General features: G+C 39.2%; 32 protein-coding genes and 2 pseudogenes. 20 read left to right on the top strand and 14 right to left on the bottom strand.

The features are described 5' to 3' along the window. Positions 1-181: 181 nt before the first annotated feature. On the top strand, positions 182-1,105 hold the full coding sequence (gene lipA / locus V7083_RS11875) for a lipoyl synthase (protein ID WP_335477920.1): 924 nt from the start codon (positions 182-184) through the stop codon (positions 1,103-1,105). A 195-nt stretch (positions 1,106-1,300) separates the two neighbouring features. Here the strand turns inward: lipA and V7083_RS11870 are convergent, their stop codons facing one another. Next, on the bottom strand, positions 1,301-1,606 hold the full coding sequence (locus V7083_RS11870) for a BC1872 family protein (protein ID WP_335477918.1): 306 nt from the start codon (positions 1,604-1,606) through the stop codon (positions 1,301-1,303). A 114-nt stretch (positions 1,607-1,720) separates the two neighbouring features. Then, positions 1,721-2,362: a YhcN/YlaJ family sporulation lipoprotein gene (locus V7083_RS11865; RefSeq protein ID WP_335477916.1), complete on the bottom strand. Its 642-nt coding sequence runs from the start codon at positions 2,360-2,362 to the stop codon at positions 1,721-1,723. Positions 2,363-2,478: 116 nt separating this feature from the next. Between V7083_RS11865 and V7083_RS11860 the strand changes: the two genes are divergently transcribed. Then, entirely contained in the window at positions 2,479-2,754 is a 276-nt protein-coding gene (locus V7083_RS11860) for a YutD family protein (RefSeq protein ID WP_335477914.1), read from the top strand. A 29-nt stretch (positions 2,755-2,783) separates the two neighbouring features. Here the strand turns inward: V7083_RS11860 and V7083_RS11855 are convergent, their stop codons facing one another. Both V7083_RS11855 and V7083_RS11850 read right to left on the bottom strand, forming a co-directional pair. After that, entirely contained in the window at positions 2,784-3,077 is a 294-nt protein-coding gene (locus tag V7083_RS11855; RefSeq protein ID WP_335477912.1) for a cytosolic protein, read from the bottom strand. Between the two features lie 57 nt (positions 3,078-3,134). Continuing rightward, a complete protein-coding gene (locus V7083_RS11850) occupies positions 3,135-3,401 on the bottom strand; it encodes a DUF3055 domain-containing protein (RefSeq protein ID WP_335477910.1) in 267 nt (88 codons plus the stop codon). A gap of 172 nt (positions 3,402-3,573) precedes the next feature. On the opposite strand from V7083_RS11850, the gene V7083_RS11845 reads away from it, so the two are divergent. Genes V7083_RS11845 through V7083_RS11835 form a run of 3 tightly spaced genes read left to right on the top strand, consistent with a single transcriptional unit; the run spans position 3,574 to position 6,155 of the window. Beyond that, on the top strand, positions 3,574-4,878 hold the full coding sequence (locus V7083_RS11845; RefSeq protein ID WP_335477908.1) for an EAL domain-containing protein: 1,305 nt from the start codon (positions 3,574-3,576) through the stop codon (positions 4,876-4,878). Positions 4,879-4,904: 26 nt separating this feature from the next. Then, positions 4,905-5,342: a DUF86 domain-containing protein gene (locus V7083_RS11840; RefSeq protein WP_335477906.1), complete on the top strand. Its 438-nt coding sequence runs from the start codon at positions 4,905-4,907 to the stop codon at positions 5,340-5,342. Positions 5,343-5,390: 48 nt separating this feature from the next. Next, complete coding sequence (locus tag V7083_RS11835) at positions 5,391-6,155, top strand: TIGR01457 family HAD-type hydrolase (RefSeq protein WP_335477904.1); 765 nt, start codon at positions 5,391-5,393, stop codon at positions 6,153-6,155. A 13-nt stretch (positions 6,156-6,168) separates the two neighbouring features. Here V7083_RS11835 and V7083_RS11830 read toward each other — a convergent pair whose 3' ends face one another. Next, positions 6,169-6,510 carry a YuzD family protein gene (locus V7083_RS11830; RefSeq protein ID WP_335477902.1) on the bottom strand — a complete coding sequence of 114 codons (342 nt, stop codon included), beginning with the start codon at positions 6,508-6,510 and terminating at the stop codon, positions 6,169-6,171. Positions 6,511-6,672: 162 nt separating this feature from the next. Here V7083_RS11830 and V7083_RS11825 point away from each other — a divergent pair. Then, a pseudogene (locus V7083_RS11825) lies at positions 6,673-6,894 on the top strand (NifU family protein); the annotation flags it as partial. Positions 6,895-6,965: 71 nt separating this feature from the next. Here the strand turns inward: V7083_RS11825 and V7083_RS11820 are convergent. Both V7083_RS11820 and yutH read right to left on the bottom strand, forming a co-directional pair. Next, positions 6,966-7,955, bottom strand: a complete 990-nt coding sequence (locus V7083_RS11820; RefSeq protein ID WP_335477901.1) for a 2-hydroxyacid dehydrogenase — start codon at positions 7,953-7,955, stop codon at positions 6,966-6,968. A 44-nt stretch (positions 7,956-7,999) separates the two neighbouring features. Next, on the bottom strand, positions 8,000-9,007 hold the full coding sequence (gene yutH, locus V7083_RS11815; RefSeq protein WP_335477899.1) for a spore coat putative kinase YutH: 1,008 nt from the start codon (positions 9,005-9,007) through the stop codon (positions 8,000-8,002). Positions 9,008-9,144: 137 nt separating this feature from the next. Here yutH and V7083_RS11810 point away from each other — a divergent pair, with 137 nt between their 5' ends. Continuing rightward, complete coding sequence (locus V7083_RS11810; protein WP_335477897.1) at positions 9,145-9,642, top strand: phosphatidylglycerophosphatase A family protein; 498 nt, start codon at positions 9,145-9,147, stop codon at positions 9,640-9,642. A gap of 43 nt (positions 9,643-9,685) precedes the next feature. Here V7083_RS11810 and V7083_RS11805 read toward each other — a convergent pair whose 3' ends face one another. After that, positions 9,686-10,753: an NAD(P)/FAD-dependent oxidoreductase gene (locus V7083_RS11805; protein WP_335477895.1), complete on the bottom strand. Its 1,068-nt coding sequence runs from the start codon at positions 10,751-10,753 to the stop codon at positions 9,686-9,688. A gap of 248 nt (positions 10,754-11,001) precedes the next feature. Here V7083_RS11805 and V7083_RS11800 point away from each other — a divergent pair, with 248 nt between their 5' ends. Beyond that, positions 11,002-11,241: a YuzB family protein gene (locus tag V7083_RS11800; protein ID WP_335477893.1), complete on the top strand. Its 240-nt coding sequence runs from the start codon at positions 11,002-11,004 to the stop codon at positions 11,239-11,241. 122 nt (positions 11,242-11,363) lie between these two features. After that, positions 11,364-11,729 (top strand): HesB/IscA family protein, encoded by a 366-nt coding sequence (locus V7083_RS11795; protein WP_335477891.1) that lies wholly within the window; start codon positions 11,364-11,366, stop codon positions 11,727-11,729. 35 nt (positions 11,730-11,764) lie between these two features. On the opposite strand, the gene V7083_RS11790 is transcribed toward V7083_RS11795, so the two are convergent. Further along, positions 11,765-12,763: an NAD(P)/FAD-dependent oxidoreductase gene (locus V7083_RS11790; RefSeq protein WP_335477889.1), complete on the bottom strand. Its 999-nt coding sequence runs from the start codon at positions 12,761-12,763 to the stop codon at positions 11,765-11,767. 433 nt (positions 12,764-13,196) lie between these two features. Here V7083_RS11790 and V7083_RS11785 point away from each other — a divergent pair, with 433 nt between their 5' ends. From V7083_RS11785 to V7083_RS11760, 6 genes are all read left to right on the top strand, one after another. Further along, the gene (locus V7083_RS11785; RefSeq protein ID WP_335477887.1) at positions 13,197-14,414 is read left to right on the top strand and encodes an NAD(P)/FAD-dependent oxidoreductase; all 1,218 of its coding nucleotides are present in this window, start codon (positions 13,197-13,199) and stop codon (positions 14,412-14,414) included. A gap of 147 nt (positions 14,415-14,561) precedes the next feature. Beyond that, complete coding sequence (locus V7083_RS11780) at positions 14,562-14,732, top strand: hypothetical protein (protein ID WP_335477886.1); 171 nt, start codon at positions 14,562-14,564, stop codon at positions 14,730-14,732. Between the two features lie 47 nt (positions 14,733-14,779). Continuing rightward, positions 14,780-15,613: an HAD family hydrolase gene (locus tag V7083_RS11775; protein ID WP_335477884.1), complete on the top strand. Its 834-nt coding sequence runs from the start codon at positions 14,780-14,782 to the stop codon at positions 15,611-15,613. 75 nt (positions 15,614-15,688) lie between these two features. After that, positions 15,689-16,180, top strand: a complete 492-nt coding sequence (locus V7083_RS11770; protein ID WP_335477883.1) for an NUDIX hydrolase — start codon at positions 15,689-15,691, stop codon at positions 16,178-16,180. Between the two features lie 154 nt (positions 16,181-16,334). Further along, positions 16,335-16,460 carry a YuiA family protein gene (locus V7083_RS11765; RefSeq protein WP_335477881.1) on the top strand — a complete coding sequence of 42 codons (126 nt, stop codon included), beginning with the start codon at positions 16,335-16,337 and terminating at the stop codon, positions 16,458-16,460. A 116-nt stretch (positions 16,461-16,576) separates the two neighbouring features. Beyond that, complete coding sequence (locus V7083_RS11760) at positions 16,577-16,900, top strand: YuiB family protein (protein WP_335477879.1); 324 nt, start codon at positions 16,577-16,579, stop codon at positions 16,898-16,900. A gap of 313 nt (positions 16,901-17,213) precedes the next feature. Here V7083_RS11760 and V7083_RS11755 read toward each other — a convergent pair. Further along, a pseudogene (locus V7083_RS11755) lies at positions 17,214-18,275 on the bottom strand (molybdopterin-dependent oxidoreductase); the annotation flags it as partial. 142 nt (positions 18,276-18,417) lie between these two features. Here V7083_RS11755 and V7083_RS11750 point away from each other — a divergent pair. Both V7083_RS11750 and V7083_RS11745 read left to right on the top strand, forming a co-directional pair. Continuing rightward, on the top strand, positions 18,418-18,831 hold the full coding sequence (locus V7083_RS11750; RefSeq protein WP_335477877.1) for a hemerythrin domain-containing protein: 414 nt from the start codon (positions 18,418-18,420) through the stop codon (positions 18,829-18,831). Between the two features lie 138 nt (positions 18,832-18,969). Then, positions 18,970-19,671 carry a Crp/Fnr family transcriptional regulator gene (locus V7083_RS11745; protein ID WP_335477875.1) on the top strand — a complete coding sequence of 234 codons (702 nt, stop codon included), beginning with the start codon at positions 18,970-18,972 and terminating at the stop codon, positions 19,669-19,671. 6 nt (positions 19,672-19,677) lie between these two features. Here V7083_RS11745 and V7083_RS11740 read toward each other — a convergent pair whose 3' ends face one another. Continuing rightward, positions 19,678-20,355, bottom strand: coding sequence for an LrgB family protein (locus V7083_RS11740; protein ID WP_335477873.1), 678 nt, complete (start codon positions 20,353-20,355; stop codon positions 19,678-19,680). Further along, a complete protein-coding gene (locus V7083_RS11735; RefSeq protein WP_335477959.1) occupies positions 20,339-20,671 on the bottom strand; it encodes a CidA/LrgA family protein in 333 nt (110 codons plus the stop codon). Before V7083_RS11735 ends, V7083_RS11740 begins: the two co-directional genes overlap by 17 nt. A gap of 220 nt (positions 20,672-20,891) precedes the next feature. On the opposite strand from V7083_RS11735, the gene V7083_RS11730 reads away from it, so the two are divergent. Further along, positions 20,892-21,494, top strand: coding sequence for an SCO family protein (locus V7083_RS11730; protein ID WP_335477871.1), 603 nt, complete (start codon positions 20,892-20,894; stop codon positions 21,492-21,494). A gap of 56 nt (positions 21,495-21,550) precedes the next feature. Here V7083_RS11730 and V7083_RS11725 read toward each other — a convergent pair whose 3' ends face one another. Beyond that, positions 21,551-21,685 (bottom strand): hypothetical protein, encoded by a 135-nt coding sequence (locus tag V7083_RS11725; protein ID WP_335477869.1) that lies wholly within the window; start codon positions 21,683-21,685, stop codon positions 21,551-21,553. A 197-nt stretch (positions 21,686-21,882) separates the two neighbouring features. On the opposite strand from V7083_RS11725, the gene V7083_RS11720 reads away from it, so the two are divergent. After that, positions 21,883-23,502 (top strand): ABC-F family ATP-binding cassette domain-containing protein, encoded by a 1,620-nt coding sequence (locus V7083_RS11720; protein WP_335477868.1) that lies wholly within the window; start codon positions 21,883-21,885, stop codon positions 23,500-23,502. Positions 23,503-23,544: 42 nt separating this feature from the next. Here the strand turns inward: V7083_RS11720 and V7083_RS11715 are convergent, their stop codons facing one another. Then, a complete protein-coding gene (locus tag V7083_RS11715) occupies positions 23,545-23,685 on the bottom strand; it encodes a YuzL family protein (protein WP_435553403.1) in 141 nt (46 codons plus the stop codon). A gap of 91 nt (positions 23,686-23,776) precedes the next feature. On the opposite strand from V7083_RS11715, the gene V7083_RS11710 reads away from it, so the two are divergent. Beyond that, positions 23,777-23,978, top strand: a 202-nt coding sequence (locus V7083_RS11710; protein WP_335477864.1) for a YkuS family protein, incomplete at its 3' end; no start/stop codon positions are given.

Here is a 23,978-nt window from a genome sequence, read left to right as displayed (position 1 = left end):
CACCGCAAAAAGACAAAACTGGCGATTTTGTTCACGTGGGGCGGACAACTCCTTTTTCCAAAGTGGGTATAGGAAAAACTGAAGGGAGTGGCCTCATTTGCTTGTCGTAGGTTTTAGAGTATGTTAAAGTGACAACAGTAGAATTGTTATTTAGAGTCGTTTAAGCAAGGGGTGTTTTGATATGGGAAGTAAGCGGAATGAGGATGTTTTGCGGAAGCCCGAGTGGTTGAAGATTAAGTTGAATACGAATGAGTCATATACAGGTTTGAAGAAGCTGATGAGGGAGCAAGGTCTTCATACGGTTTGTGAGGAGGCACGCTGCCCGAATATTCATGAGTGCTGGGGTTCCCGCCGTACAGCAACTTTCATGATTCTCGGCGATACATGTACACGTGCCTGCCGATTTTGTGCAGTTAAAACAGGATTACCGACGGAACTCGATTGGCAAGAGCCGGAAAGAGTGGCGGATTCTGTTCAGTTAATGAACTTAAAACATGTGGTTGTAACAGCTGTAGCTCGCGATGATTTGAAGGATGGCGGTGCTGCTGTTTTCGCTGAAACAATTCGCGCGATCCGTAGGAAAAATCCATTCACAAGTATCGAAGTGCTACCATCTGATATGGGTGGTAAAGAAGAGAATTTACGAACGTTAATGGATTCTAAGCCTGATATCTTAAATCATAATATTGAAACCGTCCACCGCCTGACTCCAAGAGTCCGTGCCCGGGCAAAATATGATCGATCCCTTGAATTTCTTCGCCGTGCCAAGGAAATGTATCCAAGCATTCCGACCAAATCCAGCTTAATGGTGGGTCTAGGTGAAACAAAAGAGGAAATTATAGAGGTTATGGACGATCTTAGAGCAAATCATGTTGATATCATGACAATCGGACAATATTTACAACCGACAAAGAGCCATTTAAAGGTTGAAAAATATTATAGCCCAGATGAGTTTAATGAATTGCGTGAGATTGCCATCAGCAAAGGCTTTAGCCATTGTGAGGCAGGCCCGCTGGTTCGTTCCTCTTATCATGCGGACGAGCAGGTAAATGCAGCTGCCAAGCATAAGCAGTTGCTAGGGGAACAAAACGCACAAGAAGCATAAAATAAACGCACACGCCCACCTCTCAGCAGGGAATAAGGCGTGTGTTTTTTTGTAGCTCGCTTTGCTGCCAGCCCGAAAACAGAAGACTCCCCGTAAAACAGGTCAAATAGATCCGGGCTGCCAACCTGAAAACGAAAATTTCAGTATAATCGGTTTCATTGGCACCAGTTTAAATAAAAAAAAGACTGTAATCTACTACAGCCATCCTTCATCAATCGGGCTATTATCGGCAATAGAGAAGGCTGCATTGGTAATCGCCTCAGCCAACGTCTCACCGCTCTCACATACTTCATTAAAGCATGCCTCCGAAACCCCATTTGTCCTATATGTAAATCCTAAACTCTTCATCCTTTCAACAATAAGCATCGCGTGGTCCAAGTTCTGCTGTGGTTGAAAATCCCAAACGGCTATAAAAGCACCGTTTTCAAAATCATACCAACGATCCCACCGATTCAATGTCCATCCCATAACTCGGCGTGCAATAATCTCTACCTTATTCATCTGCCCCCGACTCCTTTTTCCTCGTGCCTTCAAACTATTTTATCATGTTCCACAACGGAAAAGACATCGTTAAAAAGTTCAGCCCCAAAAAAGGACTGAACTTATTAAAAATTTTTATTTAGGGACATTATTGGTCTTATAATCATCCGGTGTCAGACCATTTTCATCTTCACTTTTGTTCATACGTGCCCCTTGGGGAGACTTTTTCATTTGTGAGATGACATAGTTTACCTGATCCCGGGAATTTTTGCCTGTCGAATCCAGACTGGCTAAATTCTCTACATCTCGAAGTAAATGCTTATTATCGGTCACATAGACGTGATAGTATCTTGGTACAACAGACATCCCTGTCTTTTTCACTTGATCAGCCGTTAAATGGCGATTTTTTGAGTTAGTTCGATACGCTATTAACACTTCCTGGTCGGTGACAAGGGTTGCGACATCATTCACGTGTGGAATACTCGTACTCAGACTGCTGATCACGTGTGCGACCTGCTCCCGGTCCATGGCAGCATAACTCGTATTGCTGTTATTATCATTCATAATTGGGCTTTTTTGATGCCGGACAAATCCGTAATCATTGCTGACATTGCGGACTCCGTTCGCACCGCCCTCACGATAAAGCTCATGGCGTTTATTGTTCACGTTAATGGTATTGCCGCTTTCCTCATATACATCCTGATGGGCAGAATCCCTAGAACAGGCGGAAAGAGCGGTCATGGAGCATAATCCGATGATTATAGCCAGTTTTTTCAACTAAAACACCTCCTTTTTATAGATTTACCAATAGGATTGTTTTTTTTCTTAGTAATTCATGGGGAATCGGTTATAATGGGAATTAGAATTGTCTGGCAAAAAGAGGTGACAATAGAATGATTACCGTTAACAATACTTCATATGAACTTGTGCAGGAATTTCGCGAGGCCTTTAATGAAGAGGCGTTTAAAGCGAGATACAGTGATATTTTATCAAGATATGATTACATTGTGGGCGATTGGGGTTACGGCCAACTTCGGTTAAAGGGTTTTTTCGACGACCAAAATCAAAAAGCCACCTTTGATACAAAAATCAGCACCCTCAGTGAATACTTGTACGAATACTGCAATTTCGGCTGTGCCTATTTTGTCATAAAAAAAGTCAAAAAATAAAGCGGAAGCACTGAGCGCCTCCGCTTTTTTTATTGGTTTGCCTTTTTATAAGGTTCCTGATCATCCGTTGCCGGATCATCGTGGGTAGGGTGAGCACCTTCCATTTGTCTAGGTAGATCCTGATGGAGAGATTTAAATTCATAATTAAAATTGCTATACCGGCGCTGTCCCTCTTTCCAAGGTGTGCTTTTTAGCTGGACCGGCTCATCCCGTCTAATCGGCGAACCGAAGGGGCCGTCTGGAAATTCCTCTGCCGTCAAATAATTTCGTTGCTTTTCCACATTCGAAAGTTCGGTATATTTCTCAGAGTCATTGTTTTCCATGAATTTTTTCACTCCTTTGACCTTATTATGACAAAAAGAGTGAAAAACATGAGCTCATTACAACATTTCTGTTAGGAACGATTTAAGCTCTTCCGCTTCCGCATCCGAAATTTGAAACGCATATTCCAAATAACCTTCCTCCGCCAAATCATCTGGACCAATGATGGCATAACGATTTCCCTGCATATTTAACACCAAAAACTTCCCGTAATGGCGGTCTGATTGGACAATAGCCAAGTCATAGCGTTGATTTTCCCCAACGAAACTGACAAATCGTGTTTTGGTATTTTCTGTATCATCATATAAAAAAAAGCGATCACTCACAGCAACAAACTCCTTTTGATTATTTACTCTCTAATAGTACCAAATATTTATCATTTATGGGAGGTACGTCATTTTCGTAAAAATTGTAAAATAAATCAGGAATAAGCCGCGAAATCTGTCAAAATATGTTACAATGTAGATAAATCTGCAGGACTCGCGAGGGATGAATGAAATGGTTCGTCGATACCTTAACAAGGCTAACAGCATACTCGAATGGGGTAAGGTATTGTTGCCGCATTCATCATTGCGTTTTTATCCACCCTCTTTCACATTGAGGGACCCTGTAAGTGAGGGTGTAACCGCTGCCATTCAATCAGGGAAAGAGGTTGTAGTCATTGTCTATAACCTGCAAAACTTTATCGATGTTGCTGCAGAACTGACACAAATCCAGCATCATCAGCTAATAAAACAGATTAAGAAACAATTTCGTCTCGCTGTGTTAAAGGAATTGAACGAACAAGATATCATCATGCTCCATGATCAGTATGGAGAAGGGATTACCCTTTATCTTAAGGTAGACTATGACCGGTACCGATTATCGGATATCGATCAACTTGTCAAAAACCTTGCCCTTATTGTCGAGCAAGGGTTACAAACTGAATACCCTTCGGTTCCATTAACGATTGAGACCGGGTATATGTTTATAGAAAAAAACCATTATACCATCCAGGATATGGTGGCAAAAGCACACAGACAAGCGATTGCAATGGCTGAGAAACGGTTGGCGACCAAATATGATAATATGATTTACAACATTAAGAAAATCATCTCAAAAAAGAACATTCGTTTAATGGCGCAGCCGATTATTGACGTGGAAACAAAGGAAATTTGGGCATGGGAAATTTTAACCCGCGGACCAAAGGGGACGTCGCTTGAAAATCCGTTAACTCTCTTTTCTGTGGCCAGGCAAACTGGAACCTTATATGAATTAGAAATGCTCGTTATTGAAAAAGCAATTGAACAAATAAAAGGAAACAAAAACAAAAGTAATTTTTTTGTTAACTGCACTCCCATTACGTTGGGGAATATTCGCTTTACCAGAGATTTGGAGAACTTGATGAGGAAATATGGCGGTAGAATCTCGCCAAAACAAATTACTTTTGAAGTAACCGAAAACGATTCCATTACTGGTTTAAAGAATTTCTCTTACAATATCAAGAAATTGCGCCTAATGGGTTATAAAATTGCTGTGGATGATACTGGCTCCGGCTATTCCAACCTTAGCACCATTGGTGAAATCATGCCAGACGTTATTAAAATCGATCGTTCTGTCATTCAAAATATTGATAAAAATTCTTTAAAAGAGTCGATGTTAAAGGGATTAATGCTGGTTGCCAGGGAAGCCGGTTCATTGGTGGTTGCGGAAGGTATTGAAAATGAAGATGAGGCCTTAGTATTAACAAGAAATAATGTTGATCTGGCCCAAGGTTATTTTTACGCTCCGCCAACTTTGCTAATGAATGAGATTGCGAACTAGCTCTAATACTAAAGGAAGTGGAACACATGTATTTTGTTGATCGTGAAAAAATTGAAACCACCTTACTCTATCTTGAGACACAAACGGGTCTTTTCAAAAGTCAGCACAAATGGAACACACCATTGGAAAAAGCAGCCCTGGAACGGCTCACCCACATGATGCTTGAATCCGTATTGGATGTCGGGAATGCGATGATTGACGGTTTTATCATGCGCGACCCTGGCAGTTATGATGACATAATTGATATTTTAATCGATGAAAAGGTCGTCAAAAAGGAAACAGGGGAGAACTTAAAAGTTCTGATTTCATATCGAAAAAAATTGGTTCAATTCTACACGGAAATTGACCATGCCGAACTGACTGAGAAATTTTCTACCCTAATGCCAGCCTTAGAAGTTTTCAGCAGCAATGTGCGTGATTACCTAACAAACGAATTGGGACCAGTATCCGCCTTTAGAAATTAATCTTTGGACCGTCAAGCACGGTCTTTTCTTATTTTAGGAGTGATCATCATGAAAAAATACAAAGGTTATTTAATCGACTTAGACGGCACAATGTACCGCGGGATAGAACGAATCGAAGCGGCTTCTGATTTTGTCAAAAAACTGAAGGAGCAAGACATACCTTACTTATTTGTGACCAATAATTCTTCAAGAACGCCCGAGCAGGTTGCGGAAAAATTGGAAAGCTTTGATATTCCTGCTACACCCCATCATATCTTCACTTCGAGTATGGCAACGGCTAATTATATTTACGACTTCAAAAAAGATGCTAGCGTTTATGTGATTGGAGAAGAAGGACTGAGAAATGCTATTGCCGAAAAAGGTTTTACATTTGCAGAGGAACAGGCAGAGGTGGTTGTCATGGGAATTGACCATGAAATCAACTATGAAAAATTAGCGATTGCCTGCTTAGCCGTTCGCAACGGGGCGACCTTTATTTCTACCAATAGTGACATTGCTATTCCAACAGAAAGAGGTTTCTTGCCAGGCAATGGCTCATTTACCTCCGTAGTGGCGGTTTCGACTCAAACAAAGCCCACTTTTATTGGTAAGCCTGAAACCATCATCATGGAACAGGCTTTAAAAGTAATTGGTACAAACAAAGAAGAAACCATTATGGTTGGAGATTATTATGATACTGATATAATGGCTGGAATGAGAGCTGGAATGGATACTTTACTGGTGCACACCGGAGTGACCACAAAAGAAATGCTTTCAGGGTATGACCGCAAACCAACCTACGTGATTGATTCATTAGATCAGTGGGAGCCGTAAGAAAGAGGATGGGTTAGATTCCATCCTCTTTTTCAGCTTTATATCCGTATTTTTCTAACTCTGCAAAAATAGTTTTCAGTCGAGGATTGCCCTCACCAACTACTTTATCATTAATGACAACAACCGGATAAAACATATCCTCCTCCATAACCCGTCTGGCAAATTCATTTTTTTTCGGGTCATGTGGCGGGTGTTCAATATCAACATACGTAATCGTAAAAGGTTGTTCCGGGAATTTCCTGGCAATGGCCGCATGGAGCCATTCATAGGTTTCCTTTGAAGAGGGCAGATTGACACAGCTTGGGCATAGCTGCTCTGCACCATAAAGAACGACTTCAACTTCTGTAAATTCCATCAAATCATTCCCAACGTTTTTCTTTTATTTTACAATATTATTAAGCTAATAACGAAGAAAACGTTCTAAAATGTGTGTTTTAGCAATTACTGAGAATGGATTTTTAAAGCCGATGACAGTATAATATTTTATAGGAAAGGAGCGATTAGTTTGGAAGACAAAATATTTGAACAAGTTCAAGATGTATTAGATAAATTACGTCCATTTCTTCTTCGCGACGGCGGAGATTGTGAATTAGTTGATGTAGAGGAAGGTATTGTAAAGCTTCGCCTTTTGGGGGCTTGCGGTTCTTGCCCAAGCTCAACGATCACATTAAAAGCAGGTATTGAAAGAGCGCTTCTTGAAGAAGTACCTGGTGTTGTAGAAGTGGAACAAGTATTTTAATTGAAAAAGCAAAAGCGATTGCTAAAATAAGAGCAATCGCTTTTTTCGTATAGGGGCCTAAGACTGTGGATTCAGGCCCGAACTATGGGAGTCCAGTCTTTATTCACGAGCGTTTTCGGTTGTTTTCCTTCTAAAATGGCCTCAATATTATCCGCACACAGCTGCAGCATAGCTTGACGAGTCTCTTGGGTAGCACTGCCAATATGCGGTAAAGCCACAATGTTTGGCAAGCGGAGCAATGGATGATCGGCACAAATCGGTTCTTTTTCAAAAACATCCAAGCCAGCTCCGGCAATGTCCCCAGCGGTCAGAGCTTCAAATAACGCTTGCTCATCGACAACAGGACCTCTCGAAGCATTAATAAAAATCGCTGTCGATTTCATTTTTTTAAACACGGACCGGTTAAATAAATGCCTTGTATCCGATGTTAACGGGGTGAGACAAACAATGAAATCTGCTTTTTCAATCAACTCATCAAAGGTAGTATAGACAGCACCAAGCTGCTGTTCCACCTTTGGCTTCTTCGTACGGTTATGATATAAAATCTGCATTTCGAAACCAGAGGCACGTTTCGCAACAGCCTCACCGATTTTCCCCATACCGACAATTCCAATGGTTTTATGATGAACATCCTGACCTGCCAACAGGAATGGACTCCAGCTTTGCCACTTTCCTTGCTTGACGAACTCAGCTGCTTCAACAACCCGGCGTGAAGTGGCCATCAAAAGAGCAAACGTTAAATCAGCAGTGGCATCGGTTAAGACATCCGGAGTATTGCAAACAGCAATTTTATTTCTTGTGGCAGTTGTTACATCCACATTGTCATAGCCAACGGCATTATTAGCAATAACTTTTAAGTTCCTTCCGGCCGTTAGAATGGTCTCATCAATACTCTCGGTTAACATGGTAAGAAGTGCATCTGCCTTCTTGGCCTCTGCTATTAAAATTTCTCTGGGAACAGGAATGTCCTCATATTTCCACATATTAACATCAAATTTTTCCTTAAGGCTTTGAATGATCGTCTCTGGAATTCTTCTAGTGATAAAAATATATGGCCTCATACTATACAGATCCTTTCCCACACAATTGCTTATATTTTAGCATATTAATAAAGCCATTCCAGCAACGGGAGATTGAGTCTGTTTATCGGTGCACCAGTTATTTGAAAAAATCTGGCAAGGAACCGTTCGTAATCAGAAGACTGCTTTAATATTTTATTTAATTGCTCCTCCAAGTATTTTTTCTCCTGCTCGGAGCGGGTAATATAATAATTTTCAATACACTCAAAATAGTGCAGCGGAAAAATCAACCGGGAATATAATAGACGCCATGAAAATGGAGACAAAGGTGAAATGCTTTGGTATTCATCAAAAAATTGCTTTACCTCTACGTCATAGGTTTGGATGTTGCGAAAATACCGTTCTCTTGTCCACTCCGCCAAATCACGGCTGCGATGATCAAATACCCAATCAAAAGGATTTTTAATGATATATTGGCCACTCCATGTTTTATTCGTGAACCGTTCATGGCAAACGGTACCCCCGTCAGTTTCTGTCGGCGTATCATCAATCTCCGAATCAACCAAATATTGAATAGCATTTTCTGTTAAGCCCATATAGTAGGGAAATGATTCGATAAATTGCTGCTCAAACTCATCCTCGGGTGTTTGAAAAAGCAATCCATTCCAGACTTTTTCCATTTGGTCCAGACGCTTTTCCCATAACGATTTCCATTGCCCGACTCGGGTTAACCGTTGAATCTGAAATGGCACATTCCTACCGCGCTCATGAAGTTTTGCCAATTTGCGCCCCAATTTCATCTGACGCCGCCTCTGCTCTAACGGACGCTGTGCCAATACACAATACTTTTTCTGTTCCCACGTCGTAATAAACTGGCTATCTTTTGTTTGCATAATAAACGGCACTTGTTGATCCCCGTTGCTTCGTAGATGCTGAGTTATTTTTTCAAGCTCTGAGATATCCTCCTCCTCCCGATAGCCCGGATTCGAGATTAAGTACAGCCAGCCATTGCCTCTAAGAGCGTCATAACGATCTATTTTGAGCTGTTCCTCTGCCCTAATGCCAAAGCGGTGTTCAAGCATTTGCTGCAGCATAAATTTCACCCCTTATTGGATCTGCTTCTAAGTCATATATATGGTTAAAAAAGACATTTTATTTGATTGTTATGGAGAAAATTGCATATCATAGCTAATATATAGAAAAATATCTATTAGAAAAGGTGATATAAGGGATGTCAGACAATAAAACAGATAAAGTGGAGGAAACAGCTCGGAGATGGCTCAAAGAAAGAGGCGTGGAAGTTTCAGATATTGCCGATTTAGTTTTCTTTTTACAAGAAAAATATCATAAAAATTTGCAAATAAGTGATTGTATAGCCAATGTGGAAAAGGTACTTTCCAAGCGGGAGGTCCAAAACGCGATTCTAACCGGCATTCAGCTAGATGTGTTAGCGGAAAAAGGCATGCTGGAAGAACCGCTGCAATCGATTATTGGCACTGATGAAGGATTGTATGGGGTGGACGAAATTCTTGCCTTTTCCATCGTAAACGTCTACGGTTCGATCGGCTTTACCAATTATGGCTATATTGATAAATTAAAGCCGGGGATTCTGGCATACTTAAATGATAAATCTACGGGAAAATGCCACACCTTCCTGGATGATATCGTGGGAGCGATTGCTGCTGCGGCATCGAGCCGTTTGGCGCACAGGGCAGCTAATGTAGAATAAATGAAAAAGAAGCATTCCGTTTGGGTGGAATGCTTCTTTTTTATCAACCGTTATGGAATTTGTACATCCAAAGTATCCCCGACTTTATTAATCGAGCGACACGGCCAGTAATTGGGCGGTCTGCCATTAGGCCAAAGCCGTGTTTTTTTCCTAGTGATCCAAGGATGCCTTTTAATTTGATTTGTGGGAATGATTCTGGCGGCTCTTCGCCTTTCCAGCGCGCCTTTAGCACTTCGACGATTTGCACACCTTGACCTTCTGCTAGTTGAGCACTTGGGGCGTGTGGCAAGCTTGCACAGTCACCCAGAATAAATACGTGCTCATCATTCGGTAAATGATGTCTAGGTGTAATGACCATTCTGCCTGAAGAATCTTTTTCTCCCTCTAATTCTCGAACAATTTTATTTGCTTGGATACCGGCTGTCCAAACAATCACGTCACAAGGAATCGCTTGATCGTGATTGTACAGCAGGTTTTCCTCAACCTTAGTGATATTGGCATTATTAATAATTTCAACATTATGCTCGACAAACCATTTTTCCACATACTTGCTTAATCGATCAGGGAAGGCGGAAAGAATGTGTTTCCCGCGGTCAAATAATTTAATATGAATGTCATCGCGGCTTTCACTTAACTCACTTGCCAGTTCCACACCACTAAGTCCAGCTCCTACAATCCCAACTACTGATCCAGGCGGCAGATTATTTAAAGCGGAATAGGTACTGCGTGATTTTTCTATTGACTGAATACTGTAGGTAAACTGTTCAGCACCTGGAACTCCATGATATTTATCCTCGCAGCCAAGTCCGATAATTAAATCATCGTAGGAGATGGGTTCATTATCCTTTAACTTTACAAGTTTAGTAGATAAATCAATACCTAATATCTCTCCGTATTTCACCGTTAATTGTGGATGCTCTGGGAAAGCCACTCGAACATCAGTGTCTGAAATCGTTCCCGCAGCCAATGCATAATACTCTGTTTTTAAGCAATGATACGGTACCCGGTCAACTAAAGTTATCTTCACATCCTCAGGCAGGTCGTTTGGCAGCAACTCACTGAGAATTTTCATTCCCCCGTAACCGCCTCCAAGAATCACTAGGTTTTTCATTTTTTACATTCCCCTTTTTTCATTTCCGTATAAGCTTTTTATATTTTTGTTTTAAATAGCACTCAAAGGCAAAATGCTGACATTCAAATGAGTATTACTTTTTTCGCCTATTGTCATCTTCGAGTATATCTAAAATGTGTCGAAATAACAACTTTTATATAGTGAAACTTGACACATTTTCATAATCATGTTAATTGACGGTTTTAGTTAAATGAAGTAGGATTATGAGGTAGTAAAGAGGTGAAAACATGATTCAGCCGATTATCGAATTTTGTATCAGCAACCTAGCGAATGGTGCTCAAAAAGCGCTGGAAAAATTAGAAAAAGATCCAAATTTGGATATTATTGAATATGGATGCCTCGGGTATTGCGGAAAATGCGTCACAACCCTTTACGCTCTAGTAAATGGAGAGGTCGTAACCGGCAAGACTCCTGATGAACTTGTTGATAACATATATCAATATTTAGAGGAAAATCCAATGTTTTAATAGATGGGGAGTTGACAAGGCTCCCTTATTTTAATGCTGAAAAATGGGTTCTAATTAGTTGAGAACCATACAGGCACTGTATATACTATACATATAGCTCCATTTTTGAAGGAGGGAAGATCATGAGTAAAGATATCATTATTTTGACGGAAGCTGCGTCATTGCAGATCAAAGATATGATGAAGCACAATGAAGAAGAGGGCGCTTTTTTACGTGTCGGTGTAAAAGGAGGCGGCTGCAGCGGACTTTCCTACGGCATGGGCTTCGAGCATGATGTGAACGAAGATGACCAGCAATTTGAACAGTTTGGGATTAAGATTCTTGTTGATAAAGAGAGTGCTGCGATTTTACAAGGGACCAAAATTGACTATAAACAATCCATGATGGGCGGCGGGTTCACCATCGATAACCCGAATGCCATTGCCTCATGTGGCTGCGGTTCTTCTTTCCGAACAGCTACTGAAACAGGAACACCTGAAGAATGTTAATAAAAAAGGCGTCCATTTTTGGGCGCCTTTCGACTTTATTTATCAAACATGGAAGAGCTGTGTAATGGTTGAATTTTCGCCTTTGGATCCATGAATGCTTTGGCGTTGTTTACCGCTGTTGGAGCTTCACCAAAGCCGCAGGCGATTAATTTTACTTTTCCCTCATACGTGCAAATATCTCCGGCTGCATAGATTCCCGGAATATTGGTTTCCATTTTGGAGTTTACGACAATGGAGTTTTTCTCAATGTTCAAACCCCATTCTTTTATAGGGCCTAATGAAGAAACGAAGCCGTAATTACAAATGACAGCATCAACATCTATGGCTACTTTTTGATTTTCGTTAACACTGCTTATGACCACTTGTTTAATTCCTGCTTCATCCCCAATTAATTCAGCAGGTACATAGGGGGTTTTTACATCCACTTTGGAATTCATCAAGTTTTCGACACTATGCTCATGGGCCCGGAATTTATCGCGGCGGTGCACAATTGTCACCTTTTCCGCAATCGGTTCAAGCATTAAGGCCCAGTCAACTGCTGAATCTCCACCGCCAAAGACAACGACTTTTTGGCCGGCGAATTGATGTAAATCATCGATAAAATAGTAAATATTTTTCCGTTCATATTGAGCAGCGCTTTCTAGCTCCAGACGACGAGGCTGGAAGGCACCATTTCCCGCAGTTATAATGACTGTCTTTGAAAGATGTACTTCTTTATTGGTGGTTAGTTTGAAGAGACCGTCTTCCTGCTTTTCTAACTTTTCAACAGATTGCTCTAACGCAACAGTTGGTTGGAATTTGGCCATTTGTTCTTTTAAATTATTGACCAGTTCCTGGGCCCGGACTTTTGGAAACCCAGCAACATCGTAAATAAATTTCTCGGGATATAGGGCCGATAATTGACCGCCCAATTGTGGCAAACTTTCAATGATTTTCACTGACGCTTGTCTCATCCCACCGTAAAAGGCAGTAAATAAACCAACAGGACCGCCGCCGATAATAGTTATATCATAAACCTTTTGATCTTCCTGCACGTATGATCCCCCCATATGTTAGAAATCCCTTTCCCTATAATATCATAAAATGGAAAATCCTTCACATGTTTAGGTAGAATATTCTGACAGAAACAAAGCGGGTTTCTCCTATATTTTTGTTAATAAAATGGACTAAATGTCTTGAATTTCTCTTAAAAGTAGCATATGATGTAGTGAGAATAGATTGTTAAATTTTTGTGACAAATAAAGTACGATATTGTGTCTTGTGAAAAAGAGAACATTTGCTACAAAATAATGTTTTCTTAAAAATAAAGTTCATACTTGTCATTCACTCTTTTACTATGTTCATGTTCGTGAAATATATCACATACTTATTCTTATTTACAAAAATAATTTTCATAAAGCAGTGGAAAATTAGGTAAAAGCGTCAATTGACAGGATTATAAAAAAATCAAAAAGGTGGAAGATTACGGTGAGAAAGCCAAAAATTGTTATTCTGGGTGCAGGATATGGCGGATTAATGACAACAGTGCGATTACAAAAGCATCTTGGTGTAAATGAAGCAGATATAGTGTTGATCAATAAAAATGATTATCACTATGAGACGACATGGCTGCATGAGGCATCTGCAGGTACCTTACATCATGACAAGGTTCGTTATGATATTCGCGATGTTATTGATCGCAGCAAAGTGGATTTTGTTCAAGGTACTATTGTGGAAATCAATAAAGATGAGAAAAAAGTCATTTTAGAAAGCGGCGAAGTGGATTATGACTATTTAGTTATTTCCCTAGGCGGTGAACCTGAAACATTTGGTATTAAAGGTTTGAAAGAATATGCTTTCGGTATTACCAACGTCAATTCCTCTCGTCAGTTACGTGAACATATTGAGTATCAATTTGCTACGTACAACATGGAAGAAGAAAAAGATGAAACTCGTTTAACGATTGTAGTTGGCGGTGCTGGATTTACCGGAATTGAATTCCTTGGAGAATTAACAAACCGTATTCCTGAACTATGTGCTGAATATGATGTAGATCTGCACAAAGTAAAAATCATCTGCGTTGAAGCTGCACCAACTGTACTTCCTGGTTTTGATCCGGAATTAGTAAACTATGCCGTACAAACTTTAGAGCGAAAAGGTGTAGAGTTCCTAATTGGAACGGCCATTAAAGAAGCAACTCCTGAAGGAATTTTTGTTGCCAAAGGTGAAGATGAACCACGCGAAATTAAAGCTGGTACTGTAGTATGGGCTGCAGGTGTTCGCGGAAATTCCATCATTGAAAAATCAGGTTTCGAAGCTATGAGAGGTCGTGTTAAGGTACAGCCTGACCTTCGTGTTTCAGGTCATGACGATGTCTTTATCATCGGGGACTGTTCATTGGTTATTAACGAAGAAATCAACCGTCCATATCCACCAACTGCCCAAATTTCCATGCAGCAGGGTGAGAATGTGGCTAAGAATCTTGCAGCGCTTGTTCGTAATAAAACCGATCTTGAACTATTCCATTTTGATAACAAAGGTACGGTTTGCTCACTTGGTGAAGATGATGCCATCGGCGTAGTATTTGGCAAAAAGGTAACCGGTGCAAAAGCCTCTTTCATGAAAAAAGTCATCGATAACCGCTCACTATTTATGATTGGCGGCGCTGGACTTGTATTGAAAAAAGGTAAATTTAATTTCTTTTAATTATTTATGAGGCTGACTCAAAAAGTCGTTGATGGACGACTCTTTTGAGTCAGTTTTTTATTTTGCAGATATTTTGACCAGAAATGAATTTGTGTTTATTGCAAATACTATTTTAGAAAAACTAACAACAGAGGGAGGTCAAGTAAAATGGAAAAAGAATATGATTCCTTGCATCAGACAACTTCAACATCAAAGGCCAAAGAAAATGAACAGGTATTGGAAATCAGTTCTACTGGTTATGGACTGGAATCCGTTCCAATCGAGGACTCGGTAAAATTTCAACCCAATCAGAGTGAAAACGACAGGAATCCCTCCTGAGTTCCTAACCCAAATCTGTCATACATTCCAAAGGGGTTGGTCTTTTTATGTTGAAGGAAATCGAAGTCATCGTTTTCGACCTGGACGGGACTTTATATGGAGATACTCATCATTTTGATTATTATGCCGACCGCCTTTGCGAAAAGTTAGCCCCGTCAAATAGGAATTCCTTTTATAGGGATTATCAAATAGTGAAAGACAATAAGCATCCGTTAAAAGTTGGTACCGTGTATGATGCTGAACAAGATATCATACTAATCCAAAAAGATGGAAAAGTGCTTCAAGCTTTCACTTGGGCAGGAAAAGAACTGTCCGAAGAGAAAATAAGAGAACTTTATCACAATGAATTGGAATTTAATCTGCATTCTCTTCTTAATGTGGGGGATTATTGGTGGATCCCTGTTTCGATTGCCAGACATTATGGCCTAACGAGTGAACAGGCTCATCAATCTTTTCTGGAAACAAGAGAATTTATGATGTCTGCCAAGTTTCAGATGTTAGAAATTAAAGGATATAAAGAAGAACTTCAAAGACTGTCAAAAACGAAAAAACTGGTGCTTTATACAAATTCGCCTCAAAAAGATAGTGAGGTGATAGTAGAAAAGCTGGGATTCAAGAATTTTTTTGACTATATGATTTTTGAAGGACAGAAGCCGGTCATGACTGAGGAGTATTTTATAAAAATCCGCGACCATTATCATATGAAGTTTTCAAATATTCTCAGTATCGGTGATAATGCTATCAATGAAATCATTCCTGCAAAAAAATTAGGTTGTAAAACCATTCTGATCGATGCTCACGAAATCGGGGATAAAACTCATACCGATTATATAGTTAAGAATATTGAAGGCCTTGTTGATCTGCTAAAAAAGGTGGACTAACGGGAAGATTAGGATCATATAGGACACCCTCTTTTTTGTTATGATAAGGATAGAAGAATAGGAGGGAGGGCTAATATGAGCGGGAAAGAAAAGCGCGGAAAAGTATGGCTCGGTGTTTCCGGTTTAGTAATATCCCAAGACGGACGCTGGCTTGTTGTGAAAAAGCGGTATGGAGGATTAAAGGGGCAATGGTCCTTGCCGGCCGGCTTTGTTGATGCCGGTGAAACGGCAGATCAAGCAGTACTCCGCGAGGTAAAGGAAGAAACGGGAATAGAATGTACGGTCAAGGGAATGCTCGGATTAAGGACGGGCGTCATAAAAGGTGAAATTAGTGATAATATGATTGTGTTCCTCTTAGAGCCAATGGGGGAAGGAAAGATTGTTCACCAAGAGCATGAGCTGTATGAAGCAAGGTTTATTTCTCCGGAGGAGCTGCTGCTGGAGACAGATGCTTCGATTTTATTAAAGTATCTCATTGAACAAAATGATAATATGTTCAAACCGGGAATAGACGGAATGAATCCTGGTGACCAGTTTGGTTATACGGCATATAAATTATTTTTGTAATTTTTAGAAAATTTGAGGATCACTTCGTAAATGAAAGAAAACTTTACATGTATCCGTTTTCTTCATCTATTTTGAACGTATTTTGCTCTTTGCTTTTTGGCTATTCTTGATATATTATCAGAATATTAAGTCAATATTTTAAGGAGATGATCGGATGACTGTAAAGAGCCTCGATTTGAAATCGTGTGATTATTGTGCGGGGAACGGGTATTTTCAGCTAGTCCTTGGCGGCACAGAAACTTGTGCCTGCTGTGGGGGAACAGGCAAGAGAAAAGAATAATGCAGATCCAATCGCTTCTTCGATTTTTTTCGAAGGGCTATTTTTTTGTGCTTATTTTATTGACTCTCTTTGCAGCGGTTTAGTACACTAAAAGTTGATGCAAAGGGGGAATTACCATGCAAATGAGCATTGTAGTGCTAATTATATCGATCCTATTATTCTTTGTTTTGTTTTTTGGAATCGGTTTTATTTTAAATATGCTCCTGAGAATGTCGTGGATTATGGCGATTATTTATCCAATCATAGCCATCTTAATCATAGATAAGGTCCGATTTGTCGAATATTTTACGGATAGCAGTGCTGCTTTTCATAGTTTGGGACAAAAACTGGCCTCCTTGGCAACTGCTGATATCCTGATTTTAACAAGTGGACTGGCAGGTGCCATTGCAGCCGGAATTACCATTAAAATGCTTCGTAGAAATGGATATCAAATGTTTTAAGCCCTCATTTTTTGAGGGTTTTTATTTTTAGGTGGTTTTATAAATTTTTACAACTCCTTTTTTGAATAATTCCTTAGATCTTGGGAATGAATATTTCTGGAGGAGTGAAAAAATATAATGAATAAAACAAGAAATTGGACGAAACGCATCGCCATGACTATTCTGTTTATCATGGCCCTCATTGCGACGTTCCAATCGATTTCTGGTGTCAGTGCCTTTTCCGTTCTTTCTAAGGTAAAAAACGAAATTTCAACAACAGAATCTGTGACTGGGAAAGTGAGCTCGTTAGAAGATCTTGATTGGTCCAAGTATCCGAAACATAATGATCGCCATGTGTTTTCAATTTTACGAGGAAGGGCAGGTCGGTAAACTTCTTGGTATAATCAGCAAAGTACTCTGTTTCTTTATCCGCATAGAACTCTTTTAAAATCACATGGGTCATGGCCATTCCCAGTGCTCCGTCCATCCCTGCCTGCACATTCAGCCAGTTATCGGCAAATTTTACATACTCGGCATAATCCGGGCTAACAGCTACAACCTTTGTGCCCCGATAACGTGATTCGACCATAAAATGGGCATCAGGAGTTCGAGTCTGCGGCACATTCGATCCCCACACCAATAGGTAGGAAGAATTAAACCAATCAGAGCTTTCCGGTACATCTGTCTGTTCACCCCAGACTTGTGGAGATGCCGGTGGAAGGTCTGCATACCAATCATAAAAGCTTAAAAGTGAACCTCCCAATAGTGATAAAAATCTGCCACCACCGGCATAGCTAACCATTGACATCGCCGGGATTGGTGAAAATCCAAATATTCGGTCCGGACCAAATTCTTGAATCGAATAAATTAATGCTGCGCAAATCAGCTCGGTTACTTCATCCCAAGAAGTTCGGATCAGTCCACCCTTTCCTCTTGACTGTTTATATCTTTTTGTTTTTTCCGGATTGGTGACTATTTCTTTCCATGCGGCCACAGGGTCATTTGCCTTCTTCAATTCTTCTCGCCACATTTTTAATAGACTGCCTCGGACATATGGATAGCGAACTCTAAGCGGGCTATAAATATACCAAGAAAAGCTTGCGCCTCTTGGGCATCCCCTAGGCTCATATTCAGGCATGTTTGGACCTGTTGAGGGATAGTCCGTTTGTTGGGTTTCCCACGCGATAATGCCATCTTTTACATGGACCTTCCAACTGCAGGAGCCGGTACAATTCACTCCGTGAGTCGTGCGGACAATCTTGTCATGCTGCCATCTACGCCGGTAAATTTTTTCTGTCTCCCGGTCCATTGGTGACAATACCGCATGCTCTGCCATATCTCTTGATTGACCGAAGAATTTTAATTTCTTCATAAACGGTGCTCGTTTCCGCTCCATTTACTCACCTTCTTATGACATTTTTTATCTACTAACTTCTCCACAAATTGTCAATGTATGCAGGAAATAGGTGGATTTTAAAGTTATAAAAAAAGTGATTATGGGTATGAATGGAATAGATTACTTATGAAGGAGTATAAACATGTCTGGACCCTCTTTACGAAAACAGCATTCCCATCATGCGATACATGATGGTATTTATGTAGAAGCCCGTGATTTAACAAAAATATTAAAGCAACTTTTTAAGGAAAATAATCAAGATAAAATAAAAGAGGTCTGTGAAGCGTTGACTGAACATTGGGAGCAACGGACACTTGCCCATGCACAATCAGAGGAGGAAGGTTTTTTTGTTGAAAAGCTCAAAGAACAGCCAGAATTACAGGAAACGATTATCAAATTAAAACGTGATCATCAACTACTGGAATTAATCCTTGAGAAGATCAAAGACCATTTGCAAAAAGAGGAGATTTCGGAGGAGACTATTCGTTACTTTGAAGGTTTGTTGGTTGTTTTTGAAATACATAATCAAGAAGAAGAGACGCATTTATTTGAATAAAATGTTGTAGGCTTTCCAATTTGGAAGGCTTTTTTTATTTCTTGGCTAAAAATTCAAAAACCTTTAACAAAACTGCCATATAATATTTCATTTTTCTACTATGATAGAATTAGGAAATAAAATAGTTGGGTGATAGTTGTGACGAACAATACAGCTGAACATGCATTAACTGATGAATTTATTGGGCTATTAAAAACAACCGGACGAATACTAACGGTCCAAAAGGGTACTTTTCTCTTCCAAGAGGGGCAAGCTGCCAAAGAGATGTATCTAATAATGAATGGGAGAATTCACATTTCAAAAATGAATATGGAAGGACAGGAGTTATGTTTGCGACTATGCTCTGCCAATGAAATTGTCGGTGAATTAACCTTGTTTACTGAAGACCCACGATATATTTTTAATGCGAGGGCCATTGAGGATTGTACAGTAGCTGCTATACATCTAGATTCATTAGAAAAGGCAATCTTTGAAAATAGCAGGTTTTCCTATCTATTTTTAAAATGGATGAATGATCATATGCGTCGGACCATGACAAAGTTCCGTGATTTGGTATTATACGGAAAAAAGGGTGCACTGTATTCTACCTTAATAAGACTTTCAAATAGTTATGGAGTTGTGAAAGCAGATGGGATCCACATCACCGTTCCGCTAACTACCCAGGAATTGGCTAATTTTTCCGGAACTGCAAGGGAAATTATTAGCAGATCATTGGGTCATTTAAAAAAGGAAGGAATCATTTCCATTCACCATAAAATGATTACTATTCACGACCTTGAATACTTAAAAAAAGAAAATGACTGTGAAAATTGTCCCGTTTCTTTTTGTAATGTAGAATAATCCGCTTCAAAAAATGTAGGGAGCGATGTATGGAATGATAAAAGATGTAATAATAGCCGCAATTCCCATCGCTCCTCCAGATACCGCCCCTTGCACTTCCCCTTCTCTGATGGCTTCAGCTGTTCCAATTCCATGAGCAATTGTACCAATAGCAACCCCCCTAGCAAATGGATGATCAATTTTGAACACCGATAATATTCGAGGCCCAAACATCGCCCCAATCATTCCCGTCACGATAACAACAGCAGCTGTTAAAGAAACATTACCACCAACAATTTTGCTTATTTCCGCCGCAACTGGTATGGTTACAGATTTAATACTTAATGAAATCAAAAGGATTTTATAAAAATGCAGCATCTTCGCTAGGATGATGGCTATAGAAATGGTCACAACACTGCCCATGATCATTCCAGAAAATGCTGCAGCAAAATATTTTTTTATCAAGCTGCCATTTTTGTAGATAGGAATGGCCAAGGCCACTGTAGCAGGTCCGAGCAAAAAGGTCATGATTCTTTTTGCGGGAATGTATTCATCATAGGTGATATGTGATGCCAAAAGTAAACATATGACAATACCGCTACTTAGAAAAACAGGATTCGTAATCGGAAGAGGATATTTTTTCGATAAAAAGAGAGTAAAAATATAAACGGCAATGGTTACTAAAATACTATAAAGTGTAATCATGGTCTTTTTGTTCCTTTTTTGATTTTAAAATAATTCTTTGAGTTGTTTTTCCTGCCGCAATCAGTCCCGCTATTGCACTGATCACAAGAATAATCAATAGATAAACACCCTTTAATCCGAAAAGATTTCCCAGTGTCATTAAGCCTACCGAAATGGGAATGAAAAAAAAGCCGAGATGTTTTAAGAGCAAAGCTGAAGCCAATTCAATTTGCTCCACTTTCAAAAATCCTGTCCACAAAAGCAATAAAAGCAAAAGAATTCCAATTACATTCCCTGGGATTTGTAAATGAAGTAGTTTTGAAATGAATGCGCCCATTTGATATAGGATGATAAGCAGGAAAAGTTGCCATACTATAGTGCAAACTTGCCTGACCATATAAACCACCTGTCTTTCAACCAAAACTCAGAATGTTCCTATTATTCTTATATATTATTATAAAGGAAAAACCTTACTAACACATGATTATTTGTTCACAAAATATCCATATCTTTTTCAAAGAAACTTCTTTAATCTTAATTGTTAGGAGGGAAAACGAATGAAGAGAATTTATCTTATTTGTGGTTTAACCATCTTTCTGGGAATTGCTGCAGGAATTTCATTTTTTCTGATCCGTGATGCGAATGCAACCATTCCTTCTAATGTAACGATGACAACTCAAAACGGTGAGAAATATACCTTTGGTCAAGATAAAACGAAGTTAAAGCTGATTGAATTTATCTACACACACTGTCCAGATGTTTGTCCAACAACAACACAAAAAATGGTTGAGTTGAAAAAGGAATTAACGAAAAGCGGAGTTTTCGGCAAAAATATCGAATTTATTACCGTAACGATTGATCCGTATCGTGATACTCCAGAAGTATTATCAAAGTATATGAATGGGTTTGGTATCGAAGAAAATAAACATTGGGTATTTCTGACCGGAGAGAAAAAGAATATTAAACATGATCAAAAACAATTAAGAAAACTGACTGATGCGTTGCAATTTCAGTATAAAGATCCAGGAAATGGCCAGTTTGTCCATACTACATTCACCTATTTAGTAGATGAAAATAATAAGTTTGTCGCTAAATTCCCAATGGGGAAAGATTTTAATAAAGAAGAAGTAAAGAAAAAAATCTTAGACAAAATAGAATAAACAAAAAAAGCGGTTAGTCCATTGGATTAATCGCTTTTCATTACCTATTTCCTTATTTAATTGACGGATGAAGGGTATTTTTTTATTGGTTGCAAAGGTAAAAGGTAATTGGACTTTGGTTTTGTTAAACTCGCTTTAATTCCAGCCTTTTTTAATTTATTTACAAGTTCAGCCAGTTGTTTTTGGGCCACACTTCTCACCTTCTTTTACTTCTTACCCCAATTTTACACCAAATTTATGAATAAAGTGTGAAAACGTAAAAAATTTTTTAATTTTTTTCCAAAAAAAAAATGTGTTTTTTAACCTGATACTAAAGTAAAGATTAGCCCTTCTTCATTTTTTTTGGTATAATTAAAAGCAATATGGTTTTTTGGAGGATGTTTTAACTATGATTACCGTTAGTAACGTAAGTTTAAGATATGGTGACCGTAAGTTGTTTGAAGATGTAAATATTAAATTTACACCCGGCAATTGTTATGGTCTAATCGGCGCCAATGGTGCAGGAAAATCTACATTTATCAAAATTCTTTCTGGAGAAATTGAGCCGCAATCTGGGATTGTGCAGCTTGGTCCAAATGAACGAATGGCTGTATTAAAGCAGAACCATTTTGAATATGAAGAATTTGAAGTTTTAAAAACCGTCATTATGGGTCATACAAGACTTTACGAAGTTATGCAAGAAAAAGACGCTATTTACATGAAGGAAAATTTCACAGACGAAGATGGAATGAAGGCTGCGGAGCTTGAAGGTGAATTTGCCGAATTAAACGGTTGGGAAGCTGAATCAGAAGCTGCCATCCTTTTAAAAGGATTGGGCATTGGTGAAGACCTCCATTATAAGAAAATGGCCGAATTATCAGGTTCTGAAAAAGTAAAAGTATTACTGGCTCAAGCATTATTTGGCAGACCAGATGTTTTACTTTTGGATGAACCAACCAACCACTTAGATATTAAAGCAATCCAGTGGCTGGAAGAGTTTCTGATCAACTTTGAAAATACGGTCATCGTCGTATCCCACGACCGTCATTTCTTAAATAAGGTTTGTACCCATATCGCTGATTTAGACTTTAGTAAAATCCAAATTTATGTAGGAAACTATGATTTTTGGTATGAATCGAGTCAATTAGCGTTAAAAATGGCGCAAGATGCCAATAAAAAGAAAGAAGAGAAAATTAAAGAGTTGCAAAGCTTTATTGCTCGTTTCAGTGCGAATGCATCTAAATCAAAACAGGCAACTTCCCGAAAAAAATTATTGGACAAAATTTCACTTGATGATATCAAACCTTCTTCCCGTCGTTACCCATATGTTGGATTTACACCTGATCGCGAGATAGGGAATGATTTATTGCGAGTGGAAGGATTAACAAAAACGATTGATGGTGAAAAAGTTCTTGATAATATTAGCTTTATCATGAACAAAGGAGATAAGATTGCCCTTGTTGGTACCAATGAACTTGCAAAAACCACTTTGTTTAAAATTTTAATGGGTGAAATGGAAGCGGACAGCGGCAGCTTTAAATGGGGGATTACTACTTCTCAAGCGTATTTTCCAAAGGACAATTCAGAGTTTTTTGAGGGTAGTGATTTAAATTTGGTTGATTGGCTGCGTCAATTCTCTCCAAAAGATGACAGTGAAAGCTTTTTACGCGGATTTTTAGGTAGAATGTTATTTTCTGGTGAAGAAGTATTAAAGAAAGCCAGTGTCCTTTCAGGAGGAGAAAAAGTCCGCTGTATGTTATCCAAAATGATGCTTAGCGGCGCCAACGTGTTAGTGTTAGATGAACCTACAAACCACTTGGATCTAGAGTCTATTACCGCACTAAATAACGGCTTAATTAACTTTAAAGGTTCACTATTGTTCTCTTCACATGACCACCAATTTATCCAAACCATTGCTAATCGTATTTTCGAATTAACACCAACTGGTTTAGTGGATAAACAAATGTCTTATGATGAATATCTTGAAAACAGCGACTTGCAAAAGCAAATTGCAGAAATGTATAAATAATAGTTAGGGCATCACGATTGTGGTGCCCTTTCTTTATGGTCATTAATAGCGTTTCTGTTTTTTTCTAGATGACGGCATTTCAACAGATCCCGTTTCTGTTGTTGTTGTTCCTTGACCTTCTACCTGCGATGAATTTAACCCAACTTTAGATGGATCTTTTTTGCGTTTACTCAATTGACACACCTCCCATCTTAGCTTTTGAAAGGTGCTTTACTGTTATACGAGAATATTTTAATAAAATGTAGGCAAAATATTGAGGGAGGAGGTGTTTTGTATGGCAAGAATTGGTGTTGAACAATCACTTACGAACATTCAACAAGCACTCAAAGAAAAAGGGTATGATGTAGTTGAACTAAAGCAGGAGTCAGATGCCCAAAATTGTGATTGCTGCGTGGTAACTGGTCTTGATTCTAATGTAATGGGAATGCATGACACCGTTACAAAATCTCCGGTTATCGATGCTGATGGAATGTCAG

It is taken from the genome of Bacillus sp. JJ1764, from assembly GCF_036962145.1.
In the GTDB taxonomy this organism is placed as follows: Bacteria; Bacillota; Bacilli; order Bacillales; family Cytobacillaceae; genus Neobacillus.
Note: the sequence above shows the minus strand (reverse complement) of the source record. Positions and strands in the feature narration are given on the sequence as shown.